The organism is Caballeronia sp. M23-90, from assembly GCF_053574605.1.
The window spans coordinates 1-12,083 of record NZ_JBSIPA010000179.1; the positions used below are offsets into that span (position 1 = coordinate 1).

Annotated in this window: 12 protein-coding genes; 3 read left to right on the plus strand and 9 right to left on the minus strand. The window is 61.6% G+C overall.

The annotated features are described in order from the left end of the window. Both ACRXB1_RS18270 and ACRXB1_RS18275 read right to left on the minus strand, forming a co-directional pair. A partial coding sequence (locus ACRXB1_RS18270; RefSeq protein ID WP_449492783.1) for an MFS transporter occupies window positions 1-1,231 on the minus strand: 1,231 nt, incomplete at its 3' end. 91 nt (window positions 1,232-1,322) lie between these two features. Beyond that, on the minus strand, window positions 1,323-2,174 hold the full coding sequence (locus tag ACRXB1_RS18275; protein ID WP_062001675.1) for a class II aldolase/adducin family protein: 852 nt from the start codon (window positions 2,172-2,174) through the stop codon (window positions 1,323-1,325). Between the two features lie 148 nt (window positions 2,175-2,322). Here ACRXB1_RS18275 and ACRXB1_RS18280 point away from each other — a divergent pair, with 148 nt between their 5' ends. Then, on the plus strand, window positions 2,323-3,234 hold the full coding sequence (locus ACRXB1_RS18280) for a LysR substrate-binding domain-containing protein (protein WP_449492784.1): 912 nt from the start codon (window positions 2,323-2,325) through the stop codon (window positions 3,232-3,234). A 19-nt stretch (window positions 3,235-3,253) separates the two neighbouring features. Here ACRXB1_RS18280 and ACRXB1_RS18285 read toward each other — a convergent pair whose 3' ends face one another. After that, a complete protein-coding gene (locus ACRXB1_RS18285) occupies window positions 3,254-3,781 on the minus strand; it encodes a GNAT family N-acetyltransferase (RefSeq protein ID WP_075357422.1) in 528 nt (175 codons plus the stop codon). Window positions 3,782-4,087: 306 nt separating this feature from the next. Between ACRXB1_RS18285 and ACRXB1_RS18290 the strand changes: the two genes are divergently transcribed. Continuing rightward, on the plus strand, window positions 4,088-5,059 hold the full coding sequence (locus tag ACRXB1_RS18290; RefSeq protein WP_449492791.1) for a substrate-binding domain-containing protein: 972 nt from the start codon (window positions 4,088-4,090) through the stop codon (window positions 5,057-5,059). A 49-nt stretch (window positions 5,060-5,108) separates the two neighbouring features. On the opposite strand, the gene ACRXB1_RS18295 is transcribed toward ACRXB1_RS18290, so the two are convergent. The 6 genes from ACRXB1_RS18295 to uxuA form a co-directional block, all read right to left on the minus strand. Then, window positions 5,109-6,017 carry an SMP-30/gluconolactonase/LRE family protein gene (locus tag ACRXB1_RS18295; RefSeq protein WP_449492785.1) on the minus strand — a complete coding sequence of 303 codons (909 nt, stop codon included), beginning with the start codon at window positions 6,015-6,017 and terminating at the stop codon, window positions 5,109-5,111. 27 nt (window positions 6,018-6,044) lie between these two features. Beyond that, window positions 6,045-7,058 carry an ABC transporter permease gene (locus ACRXB1_RS18300; protein WP_449492786.1) on the minus strand — a complete coding sequence of 338 codons (1,014 nt, stop codon included), beginning with the start codon at window positions 7,056-7,058 and terminating at the stop codon, window positions 6,045-6,047. Then, window positions 7,055-7,990, minus strand: a complete 936-nt coding sequence (locus tag ACRXB1_RS18305; RefSeq protein WP_062001669.1) for an ABC transporter permease — start codon at window positions 7,988-7,990, stop codon at window positions 7,055-7,057. The genes ACRXB1_RS18300 and ACRXB1_RS18305 overlap by 4 nt, the downstream gene beginning before the upstream one ends. Next, window positions 7,987-9,489 carry a sugar ABC transporter ATP-binding protein gene (locus tag ACRXB1_RS18310; protein WP_449492787.1) on the minus strand — a complete coding sequence of 501 codons (1,503 nt, stop codon included), beginning with the start codon at window positions 9,487-9,489 and terminating at the stop codon, window positions 7,987-7,989. Before ACRXB1_RS18310 ends, ACRXB1_RS18305 begins: the two co-directional genes overlap by 4 nt. 61 nt (window positions 9,490-9,550) lie before the next feature. Next, a complete protein-coding gene (locus ACRXB1_RS18315) occupies window positions 9,551-10,597 on the minus strand; it encodes a substrate-binding domain-containing protein (RefSeq protein WP_449492788.1) in 1,047 nt (348 codons plus the stop codon). 78 nt (window positions 10,598-10,675) lie between these two features. Next, a complete protein-coding gene (gene uxuA / locus ACRXB1_RS18320; protein WP_449492789.1) occupies window positions 10,676-11,725 on the minus strand; it encodes a mannonate dehydratase in 1,050 nt (349 codons plus the stop codon). A gap of 152 nt (window positions 11,726-11,877) precedes the next feature. On the opposite strand from uxuA, the gene ACRXB1_RS18325 reads away from it, so the two are divergent. Next, the coding region (locus ACRXB1_RS18325) for a FadR/GntR family transcriptional regulator (RefSeq protein WP_449492790.1) at window positions 11,878-12,083 on the plus strand (206 nt) is incomplete at its 3' end.

The window sequence follows — 12,083 nt, forward strand, 5'->3', positions numbered from 1 at the left end:
TGGCCGGCGGCAGTACCCAGAATTGCGAGATCGTGGTCATGACGCCCATGGTCCCGATGGTCAGCGCGACCATCGCGATCGGCGTGGAATGGGCGTAGGACACGCTGAAGTACAAACCTGCCGCACCACTGAGGATGGCCGGCGGCAGTACCCAGAATTGCGAGATCGTGGTCATGACGCCCATGGTCCCGATGGTCAGCGCGACCATCGCGATCGGCGTGGAATGGGCGTAGGACACGCTGAAGTACAAACCTGCCGCACCGATGATCCCCGGCAAAGCAAGATGCCAGCGGCGCTCGCCGCGCAGGTCGGATGAATGGCTGACCAGCACCATCGCGATTGCTGCCGCGGCATAGGGGATGGCGCTCAACAATCCGATATCCAGCGTGTTCTGCACGCCGCTCGCCTTGATCAGCGTGGGCAACCAGAAGCTCACGCCGTAGAGGCCCATCGTGAAGAAGAAGTAGATCAGGCTCAGCAGCAGGACCTTCGGATGCATTAGGCCGTCTTTCACCGAATGCAGCAGATCAGGCGAGCGTTCTTCATTGAGCGCGCGTTCCAGAAATGCGCGTTGCGGCGCGCTGAGCCAGCGGGCGTCGCTGACTTTATCGTTGAGATAGAAGAGCGCGATGAGCCCAAGCAAGGCCGTGGGGATGCCTTCGAGAACGAACAGCCATTGCCAGCCTGCAAGAGCGTGGACGCCGCCCATGTGAGTCATGATCCAGCCCGAAAGCGGACCGCCGACAACGCCGGACATCGGAATGCCGGTCATGAACAGCGCGGTCACCTTGCTGCGCCGCGATGCCGGAAACCAGTAGGTCAGATAGAACAGGATGGCCGGAATGAACCCTGCTTCAGCCACGCCCAGCAGAAAGCGCATGATGTAGAAGCTCATGGGCGTGGTCACGAACATCATGCCCGCCGAGATGATGCCCCACGTGATCATGATCCGTGCGATCCATCGCCGCGCGCCGACGCGAAGCAAGAGCAGATTGCTCGGCACCTCGAACAGCAGATAACCCACGAAGAAAACACCCGCACCGGCGCCGTAGACGGCGTCGCTGAAATTCAGGTCCTTGAGCATCTGCAGTTTTGCAAAGGCAACGTTGATGCGGTCCAGATACGCGCAGAGATAGCAGAGAAACAGGAATGGCAATAGTCGCCACGTGATCTTCGCAAACGTGGCGGCTTCGTCGCGTTTGCTGAGGGAAACCGTACTGGCGGGAATCATGCTTGTCTCCTGGGGGCGGATTGGAGCGGGACGCCGGCCGTTCTACGTGGCCGTGTCGTCCTGCACTTCTTGTGCTGAAGCTTGATACGGGTCAGTCGAACATGTCCGGCTGGGTTGCCACGAGGTCGTTCCAGATCGTCTGGAAATGCAGCCAGCCGATGTACTCGCTGCCCACGTGTTCGCGGCTATAGCGCGCCCGGTCCGGCGTGACGAGCTTCGGCGTGATGCCGGTTGCATCGATCAGAAGCTGCTGCTGGCAGCAGCGTTCCAGCGCGATAAACCAGAAGGCCGCAGCTTCTATGCTGTGCCGGCTTGCCGTCAGCAAACCGTGGTTCTGGTGAATCGCCGCCTTCACGCCCTTGAACGCATTTGCCACCTTGTGGCCCGCCTTTTTCTCCACCGCGACTTGTCCGGCTTCATCGCCGATCACGACGTGGTCCTCGAAGAACGCAGCCGCGTCCTGCGTGATCGGCTCGAGCTTCTTGCCGAGAGAGGCGTAGGCCGTGCCGTAGACCGTGTGCGCATGGCACATTGCCACGATGTCCTGATGCATCTCGTGCACCGCTGCGTGCAGGACGAAGCCAGCGCGGTTGATCGCATGATTGCCCTCCACCACGCGCCCTTCATGGTCCGCGCAGATCAGGTTCGAGACCTTCACTTGCGAGAAGTGGATGGCCATCGGATTGGTCCAGTACAGGCCTGGATTTTCCGGATCGCGCACCGTCAGATGCCCGGCGAACCCATAGTCGAAGCCCTGCAGCGCGAATGCCCTGCATGCGCCGACAAGTCGCTCCTTCAAATGTTGCCGATGCGCCGCCGGGTCCGAAAACACGGGCAAGTCCGGGAAGATCAGACCCTCTTGTTCCGGCTGATAGATCGATACCTTGCCGTCCTTCACGATCTTTTCCACGACTTCCGAACCCGCTTCCATGACTGCCGCCATTTGCTTTCTCCTGTTGAATCATCAAGTTGCTTTACAGGGTTCTACTGTCGGCTTTGCAGCAGTTGTTGACAAACGATGACTGTTCATACAAAGATGAACCCCATTCATGTATCGATGAAAACCATTACAAAAACGGAGACGCCCAGGCATGCGACGCATCCCCAATTTCGTGCTGCTGCGCGCGTTCGAAGCAGCGGCACGGCTTGAAAGCTTCACGCTTGCTGCAGAGGAATTGCATCTCACGCAATCGGCCATCAGCCATCAGGTGAAGGAACTGGAAGCCTATTTCGGCGTGCCGCTGTTTCACCGGCGAAACCGCCGGGTCGAGACGACGGCGGAAGGACGGCGTCTGTTCGACAGCCTCGGCCGCGTGTTCGATGTCATTGAAAACGCCTGCAGCGAAGTTGCGCTCGCGCCCCAGGCGCAGGTGCTCGCCGTGCATTGCGCACCGAGCCTTGCTGTGAAATGGCTGGGTCCGCGCTTGCCCATGTTCATGCAGGCGCACACGGACATCACGATCAGGCTGTCATCGGGCGCGGAGCCGGTGGACCTCACACGTCTGCATGAAGTCGATGTCGCGATCTCCTACGGCGCGGCGATCGAGCGTCCGGGATTGCAGGTCGATGCGCTCGGGGCCGAACGCATTGTTCCGATGTGCTCGCCCGCCATGTTGCGCGACGACGTATCGCTCGAGGAGCAGGCCAGGGCTTTTACGCTGATCGATTCACAATTGAGCCGGGTCACGTGGCGCGACTGGTTCGTGCTCAACGGCATGGAGTTTCCGAACAAGCCGCGGCCATCGTTCGATCGCGGTGCGCTGGCGATTTCCGCAGCGGTCGATGGCATGGGCATGGCGCTCGAAACCACGCGCCTCGCCGAGCGCGAATTTGCGCGTGGAGAACTGGTGGAGTTCGGCGCCGGGTACTTCAAGCCGTTCATGCGCGAGACGCATTTTGTATCGTTCAGGACGAGCGACAGGAACGTCGAGAAGGTCAAGACGTTCCGGGCCTGGCTGGCGGAGAAAGCGGGGATGGATGGGCAGTCGGTGACTGGCGGTTGAGACGAATGAGCCCCTTCGCTCAAACGTGCTTGTAATAGAAGGTCGTGCTGCAAAACGCGCCGTCCGGCATCAGCGCGTACTTCGGCACAACGCCAACGCGCTGCCAGCCTGCCCGCGCGTAGAGCCGCTCGGCATCGCCGCCGGTGACCGTATCGAGCACGAGCACCGACTTGCCTTCCTCACGCGCGGTTTCTTCGACAGCCGTCATGAGCTGTTGCGCAATGCCTCTGCGGCGACCCATGCGATGCACCAGCATCTTGGCAATATCCGCGCGATGCGGCTGGTTGTCCGGCTGCGCCATGATGAGTTGCACGGTGCCGAGAATGCGTCCCTCGCGATCTTCTGCGACGAGCAGCGCTCGCTCTGCGCGCACTACGGCTTCGCCCACGCTGCGCCAAAATGCAACGGCCTTCTCGCGCGACAGCGGCAGCATGAAACTGACCGAGGCGCCCCCTTCCACGCAATCGATCAGCACGTCGGCCAATGCTTCCACACAGGACATTGCTTCATGGGCGCCGATGCGTCGTACGCTCACGTCCTCGAACATAGGTTTCTCCAGGTGTTGGTGAAGGGGAAATGTTGCCAGCGCCAAAAATTTTCCGGTAATGAACGTCCGTTGTTTTCTTAGGATACGGTCGTGCAGGCGAACACGCGTTGAAAGATCAGCGATTGCCCTGCAACAAGCCACTGCTGTGCACTCAATTCCGGCAAAATGACACGGTGGCGAGCGCAGCTCGAACCATTGGCGCGCTCGAATCACATCACTAACGATAGGAGACAGCACGTGCAATCAGGCAGACCAGCTTGGAGGGTTCTCAGCGGTGCGGTTTTTGCGGCGTTCGCATTCTCGGCAGTGTCGCCGGCATCGGCGCAAGTGGCAACGGGCGATACATCCGCGCAAAAAATCGCGTTATCGAACAACTATGCGGGCAACAGTTGGCGTCAGATGATGCTCAAGAGCTGGTCCAACGTCGCAGACGCAGCGGTCAAGCAAAAGGTCGTCGCGGCCGCCCCCACCTTCACCACGGCCGAAAGTCAGGCAACCGAACAAGTCCAGCAGATCCAGAACCTGATCCTCCAGGGCTTCAAGGCGATCGCGGTCGATGCCGTCTCGCCTACCGCGCTCAACGGCGTGATCAAGCAGGCATGCGCGGTGGGCGTGACGGTCGTGTCCTTCGATGGCATCGCTACCGAGCCTTGCGCATACCGGATCGCCGTCGACTTCCAGGGCATGGGCAAGATGCAAGTGGACTACTTGGCCAAGCGTCTGAACGGCAAGGGCAACCTGCTCGAGATTCGCGGGCTCGCCGGCGTCTCGGTCGATGATGAAATTCACCGCGGCATGGTGGACGAGCTGAAGAAATATCCGAACCTGAAAATAGTCGGTTCGGTACATGGCGACTGGACACAAACCGTCGCTCAAAAACAGGTCGCCGGCATCCTGCCTACCTTGCCGCAAATCGACGGCGTGCTCACGCAAGGCGGGGATGGCTTCGGTACGGCACAGGCGCTGAAGGCCGCAGGCAGGCCGACACCGATCATCATCCTCGGCAACCGTCAGGAAGAACTCGCGTGGTGGGCCGAACAGAAGAAGACCGGCTACGAGACGATGTCCGTCACCATTCCGCCGGGGGCATCCACGTTTGCGTTCTGGGTCACGCAGCAATTGCTGGCCGGCAAGAAAATGCCGCATGACATCCGCATGCCAGTGCTCGAAGTGAAGCCTGAAGAGCTTGACGCCGTGCTGGCAAAGACGCCGCCAGGATCGCTTGCGAACAAGGAATACACGCGCGAGGAAGTGGTGGCTGTCGTGGACGGGAAGTAGTGAACGGGCAGCGCCGGCTTTGACGGGCCGGCGCTGACTTCATGCAGGCTTAGCGTGCAGCGCCCCGAACGCTTACATGCAGCGCATAAACGGATGAAGTCGCAGTAATGAACAAGCGGTTCTTGTGCAAGCCGCCAAACGTCAGGTTCGCCACGACCTCGGGAATCAGGATCTTGCCGAGCAAGGTGCCATCCGGCGCGTAGCAATGCACCCCGTCGTCCGCGCTGGTCCAGACATTGCCGTGCTCGTCGGTTCTCAAGCCGTCGGGCACACCGGTTTCCATCGATACGAAAATGCTTCCGTTGCGCAATGCGCCGTCACTCGCGACATCGAAGACGCGGATGTGGCGTGGACCGTTCTCATCGTGGGACGCGCCGGAGTCGGCTATGTACAGACGTGACTCGTCGGGCGAAAACGCGAGTCCGTTGGGCTTGACGAAATCATCGGTGGCAAGCCGCACGTGGCCATCGTCCGGGGAGATGCAGTAGACATTGCATCGTCCAATATCGCTCGGCGCGCGGAACCCTTCGTAGTCGCTCATGATCCCGTAGTCGGGGTCCGTAAACCAGATCGCGCCGCGCGAATCCACGACCACATCGTTCGGCGAATTGAGCCGCTTGCCTTCGAAATGCGATGCGAGAACCACGACGCTGCCATCGTGTTCCGTGCGCGAGACCTGACGGCCGCCGTGTTCGCAGGTCACGAGCCGCCCTTCCCGGTCACGTGTATTGCCATTGCTGTAGTTCGAATTCGAGCGATAAACCCCTACGCCCATGCCCGGCGCCCATCGCATCATGCGATTGTTCGGGATGTCGCTCCAGATCAGCAAATCGGTCGCCGGAAAATACACGGGCCCTTCGGCCCATAGGCACTCGCTGGTCAGCTTTTGTAGCGGCGCGTTGAGCTGGACCAGTGTGCGAAAGCGCGGGTCGTGTACTTCAAGCTCGCCAGGTTTCATCTGCGTGTCCCTTATTGAAATGTTCGCTTAGCGCAGCGCCTTGCCGCCCGCCGCGACCGTCACGGCAATGATCAGTACTCCATACACGATCGACCGGACACCCGCGTCCGCGCCGACCGCGTTGAGTACTGCGTTCGTGAGGAACAGGAACATCGACGCGCCCCACACGCCGGCGATCGTCGGTTTTCCGCCCGTCACGAGCGTGCCGCCGATCACGACCACGGCGATCGATATCAGCATGTACTCCACGCCCATGTCGAGCGACGCGCCGCCGGACACCGCCGCAAGCAGCAGCGCCGTGAACGCCGCGATCACCGATGACAACACGTACGCAATGCAACGTGTCCAATGCACATCGACACCGGCGAGCCAGGCTGCGCGTGAGTTCTGCCCGATCGCAGACAACCTTCGTCCGTAGTTGGAACGATGCAGCAGCACGCCAAGCAAAAGCGACAACACCAGCGCCGCCAGCGCGATATACGGAACATGCGCGAAGCGACCATTTGCAAACGCGCCGAGCGCCGCGGGAGGTGGCGGAAGCTGTCGGCCTTGCGTGATCGCGAGCGACTGGATGATGAAGCTCGATGACAACGTTGCGATGATCGGCGGAATACGCAGCAGCCGGATCAGCGCGTAGTTGGCAAGCCCGACGGCAATCCCCACGCCGACCACCGCCGCCAGACCAAGCGCAATCTGGTTGTTCGATCCGTTCATGACATGCATGCTGACGACGCCCGCAAGCGCGATGGTCGATGGCACTGACAAGTCGATGTTGCCCACACCAGAGGTAATGACAAGCATCTGCCCGAGGCCGACCAGCACCATGAACACGCCGTAGATCAGCGCCGTCTGCGCGACGTTGCTTGCAATCGAGAAGCCGAAGATGGTGACGATCGCGAACCAGACGAGGATCGCGCCCGCGAACGACCACACCCAGGGCGCCTGGATGCCTTTGAGGCGAGTCAGCAGTCTGGCGTTCGCCGTCGAAGCCGACGGCGTTTCCTTGTCGTTATGCGCTTCGCTGGGTGTTTGCAGGCTCATTGGCGGTCTCCGCGTTGCAGCAGCACACGCAGCGACAGCACCACGATCAGGATCGCGCCCTGCATGCCGACCTGCCAGTCCGAGGAGATGTTCAGGAATGCGAGGAATGATGCGGCAAGCGTCAGCGTGATGGCACCCAGCACCGCGCCGACCACCGACACGCGGCCGCCGACGAATTCGCCGCCGCCGAGGATCACAGCCGCTATGGACAACAGCGTGTATCGCAAGGCGAGATTGGCATCGGCGGAAGTGGTCAGGCCCAGGAGCGACAAGCCAGACAACACGCCGAAGAAACCCGCAATGCCGTAGAGCGTCGCCTTGCTGCGCACGAGCGACCAGCCAAACCGGCGCATTGCGCGTGGATTGCCCCCTGCGCCACGAATGCGCACGCCCGCCGACGAACGCATCAGCAACAGATGTCCGATCAACGCAATCAACGCCGACCAGACGATGGGCGCCGCAATCCACGGCGTCTGGTAGTTCATCGCCGCGCCGATCCACTCAGGGCTCGTGCCGCCCGGCGACGGCAGCAGCACGATCGCAAGGCCGCTCCAGACGAACGCCAGCCCGAGCGTCACCACGATCGACGGAATCTGCCGCAACTCGATCAACGCGCCGACCGCGGCATAAGCCAGCACGCAGCCGGCCAGGGCCAGCACGCCGAGCCATGGCTGCTTGACCAGCAACGTCGCGCCGATGCAGGCGACGAGACTTACGAAGGGTCCTATCGACAAATCCAGGTCGTTGACCGTGATGATCGCGAGTTGCGCGAGCGTCGCAAGAACGATCGGTACGGCAAGGTTCAGCAGCAGGCTCGAACCGAAGTAGCTCAGCGTGGCCGGCTGCAGGAACAGGATGGGCACGAGCACGGCGACCAGCGAAATGGCCGGCAGCAGCGCGCGCAATCGCGCCTGGGTGATCGCAAACGTCATGCGGCTTGCTCCTCGAAACTGGCGGCCAGCAGCGCTTCTTCCGTGCATTCGTCGGCATGGAGCACGCGTGTGACGGATGCCGAGCGAAACACGTAGGTCCGGTCGCAATGCGACAGTTCTTCGTTCTCGGTCGTGTACCAGATGAAGGTACGGCCTTTCGCGGCTTCGTCGCGTACGAGCTGGTAGATGTCGCGCTTGGTGCCGACATCGACACCCCGGGTGGGATCGTCCATCAGGATCAGGTCGGCATCCGACGCCAGCGCCCGTGCGAACAGCACCTTTTGCTGGTTGCCGCCGGAGAGCGAGAGAATGCCGGCGTTCATGGATGCGCCCCGGATACCGATCTTCACGCGCCACGCTTCCACGACCGCGCGAGCGGCGGCAAAGTCGACCAGCCCGAAACCCGGCCGGCGTCTGGTTCCCGTTGCCGTGCCGCCGCTCAGCCAGCGCAAATCGAGATTCTGCGCGATCGACCAAACGGGGAATATGCCGTCGCGTCCTCGATCGCCGGCCACGAACGCCACCTTTGCGCGGCCCGCTCCGCGGCTCGTCGCCGCTTCGTAGATGGCAAGCAGCGCTTCAGTCTGTCCCTGCCCCGCGAGCCCGGCAAAACCAATCACCTCGCCGTGCGACGCATCGATCTTCGTGCGGCGTCCGGAGCCGAGCGTCCACTGATATTGCGGACCGGCCGCGCGTTCTACGCGTGCGCGCAAGGCGTCGGGCGTCTTATCGGCTTCGAGGTGCTGGCCCATGGCGGTGATGATCGTTTCGCGGCTGAGATTCTCACGCCCGAGCACGCTCACGATACTGCCGTCGCGCATCACCATCACGCGGTCTGCAACCCGCTGTATTTCGCCGAGCATATGGGTGATCAGCAGGCACGTGATGCCGCGCTCCGCCGCCTTGCGCACGAAGGCGAGCAACTGTTCGGCGGTGTGTGCGTCGAGCGAGGACGTGGGTTCGTCGAGAATCACGAGGCGCACCGGGGCGTCGGTGACGGTAAAGGCGCGTGCAATCTCGACCATCTGCCGTTGCGTCAGGGTGAGATCGGACACGAGCTCTGTGCCGATCAGACCGTTGCCGGGAAAGATTTCTTCGAGCTTCTCGCGCATGAGCGCAGTCGCCTGACGCCGCCAGCCTCGCCCACGCAATTGCGGATGCACGATGCACATGTTCTCCGCAATGCTCAGGTTCGCGCACAGCGACAACTCCTGGAACACGCAGCGCACGCCCGCGTGGCGCGCGACGTTGGCGTCGTAGCGCGGCGATGGCGCGCCATCGACTTCGATCTTCCCTTGCGTCGGCTCGAATACGCCGGCAAGCACGGCCATGAGCGTGGATTTCCCGGCGCCGTTATGCCCCGCTATCCCCACGCATTCGCCCTGCAAGAAGCTGAAATCGATGTCGGTCAGCGCGCGAACGCGGCCAAATGTCTTGCTGATTCCGTGAAAGCGGATCAGTGCCTGGCCGCCTGTCTCTGCCATTTTTATTTCGCCCATTCACATGCTCCGCGTGTCTGGTTACGACATGACGCGCCCGCCGCAGGCAGGCGCGTTCAGCTTACTTCTTGTCGAGCAGCGCGACGGTCTGCGGCAACGTGTAGGTCACGTCGCTGATGCCGCCTTGCGGTGTCGCCTGCAGCTTCGCCTGCAACTGTTCCTGGGAGATCTCGAGAAGCGGCACGTTGATGGTCACGTCCTTCGGGATCTTCTTGCCGGCCAGCACCTGCTGCGCCACCCAGAATGCAAACGATACGGCGCCCGGCGGATTGGACAGCGAACGCGACTGGTAGCCGTTTTTCGACTGTTCGTTCCACCAGTTGAGCTCTGCATACGTGCTGCCGATGATCATCGCTGGAACCGGACGGTTGGCGGCCTTGAAAGCCTGCGCAATACCGAACGACATCTCACCTTCGGTCGCCACGCCATCGACTTGCGGCAGTGTAGGCAGAATGCCGGCCACGGCTTTCTGCGCGACGGATTGTGTCCAGTCGCCGTTCACAGATCCGACCAGCTTCAACCCCGGATACTTCTTCAGTCCCGCGAGCACGCCTTCGTGCATGAGGTTATCCACGGATATACCCGCCACACCCCGCACTTCCAGGATATTGCCCTTGCCGTTAAGCCGCTTCGCGAGATAGTCGACACCCGCTTCACCCCAGCCCTTGAAATCGAAGTTGACACGATAAGCGCAAGGTTCATCGACAATGCCATCGAACGACACCACGACCACGCCGGCCGCGCACGCTTTCTTGATGGTTCCGTTGAGCGCGGTGGGCGAGACCGCGTCGATCACGATCGCGTTATAGCCCTGGAGAATCAGGTTCTGAACCTGCTGGGCTTGTTCGGTGACCTGGTTCTCAGCGGTGGTGAAGGCCGGCGCGGCGGCAACCTTCTTGTCCTGCACCGCCGCCGTCGATACCGCGCCCCAGCTCTTGAGCATCGACTGCCGCCAGGCGTTGCCCGCGAAGCTGTTGGACAGCGCAATCTTTTTCTGCGATGTATCGCCGGTCGCCACTTGCGCGTGCGCCGCCGAGCCCATGCACGTCGCAACGGACGCGACCGCCAGCGCAACCGCGCCGAACCGCTGTTTTCCTGAACCGATCATCGATTTTGTCTCCTGTTATCACAGCGTTTTTGATTTTGATGCTGCGTGCGTCATGCGCTGCGGTCTTGCGTGTTTCTGCTAAGCCACTCCCTTCGCTCGGCGAGTGCCTTCCCACAGTCCGTTCAGATAAACCGCGCCGAGCGCCCGGTCGTAGAGGCCGTAACCCGGCTTGCCCGTCTCGCCCCAGATCATGCGGCCGTGGTCCGGGCGGATATACCCGGTGTAATCGGCATCACTATAAGCCTGCATGATCGCCGCCATGTCGAGCGAACCATCCGCTGAACGATGCGCCGTCTCGTGGAAGTCGCCCTTGTCGTTCACCTTGACGTTGCGCATGTGCGCGAACGGAATGCGGCCGCGCGCCGTGAATTCCCGGACCATCGCGGCGACGTCGTTGGCGGTGTCCGCGCCAAGCGAGCCCGAGCATAACGTGAGCGCGTTCGCGGGACTATCGACAATAGCGAGCACGCGCTCCAGGTCTTCCCGATTCTTGACGATGCGCGGCAGGCCAAAGATGGGCCGCGGCGGATCATCGGGATGGATCGCCATCCGGATTCCCGCCTCTTCCGCCACCGGAATGATGCGCTGCAAGAAGTATTCGAGATTTTCCCAGAGACGGGCTTCGTCGCACGAGGCGTATTCGGCCAGCAGCGCGCGCAGCTGGCCCCCGTCGTAGCTCGTATCCCAGCCGGGCAACTGGATGCCATCATCGGGATTGATGTTCGCGACTGTATCGACGTCGAAAGCAAGCGTGGTCGAGCCATCGGGCAGACGCTTTTCGAGCGTGGTCCGGGTCCAGTCGAACACCGGCATGAAGTTGTAGCAGACGACCTTGATGCCGGCCGCGCCGAGATGGCGCAGCGTCTGCGCGTAATTCGCTATCAATGCGTCGCGCGATGGCTTGCCGAGCTTGATGTCCTCGTGCACCGGCACGCTTTCGATCACGTCGAGCGCCAGACCCGCAGCACGAACGGTGTCACGCAACCCGGTGATCTTCGCGAGCGGCCAGGTCTCGCCCACGGGCACGTCGTAGATGGCGGAAACAATGCCGTACATGCCGGGGATCTGGCGGATATAGGCAAGCGTCACCGGATCGTCGGGGCCGAACCACCGAAATGTCATCTTCATGTCTGGTCTTCCAGGAATGCAACGTGAACACTCGAAATGCTATGCTCGCGGACGGTGCGTTGGTCAGGCGGTCAGGTGGTCAGGCCACTCGACCGCCGAGGCAGTATAGCGACTCGCTTTTGAGCGCGCAATTCAATTGATGGAGTGACGTGATGGACCTGCCGAATCTCAAAGCGGAGCGCTTGTACCAGAAGATTTCGACGCTGCTGACCGGGCTGATCAAGGACGGCACATTCGCACAAGGAGTGGCCTTACCAGCGGAGCGCGAACTCGCGAAGCAGCTCGGCGTTGGCCGCTCGTCGGTGCGCGAGGCACTGATTGCGCTCGAGATAGCGGGCTGGGTCGAGATCCGCACGGA

Coding starts and splice junctions, on each gene's coding strand:
- ACRXB1_RS18275 (WP_062001675.1), bottom strand. CDS start 2,174: ATGGCGGCAGTCATGGAAGCGGGTTCGGAAGTCGTGGAAAAGATCGTG.
- ACRXB1_RS18280 (WP_449492784.1), top strand. CDS start 2,323: ATGCGACGCATCCCCAATTTCGTGCTGCTGCGCGCGTTCGAAGCAGCG.
- ACRXB1_RS18285 (WP_075357422.1), bottom strand. CDS start 3,781: ATGTTCGAGGACGTGAGCGTACGACGCATCGGCGCCCATGAAGCAATG.
- ACRXB1_RS18295 (WP_449492785.1), bottom strand. CDS start 6,017: ATGAAACCTGGCGAGCTTGAAGTACACGACCCGCGCTTTCGCACACTG.
- ACRXB1_RS18300 (WP_449492786.1), bottom strand. CDS start 7,058: ATGAGCCTGCAAACACCCAGCGAAGCGCATAACGACAAGGAAACGCCG.
- ACRXB1_RS18305 (WP_062001669.1), bottom strand. CDS start 7,990: ATGACGTTTGCGATCACCCAGGCGCGATTGCGCGCGCTGCTGCCGGCC.
- ACRXB1_RS18310 (WP_449492787.1), bottom strand. CDS start 9,489: ATGGGCGAAATAAAAATGGCAGAGACAGGCGGCCAGGCACTGATCCGC.
- ACRXB1_RS18315 (WP_449492788.1), bottom strand. CDS start 10,597: ATGATCGGTTCAGGAAAACAGCGGTTCGGCGCGGTTGCGCTGGCGGTC.
- uxuA (WP_449492789.1), bottom strand. CDS start 11,725: ATGAAGATGACATTTCGGTGGTTCGGCCCCGACGATCCGGTGACGCTT.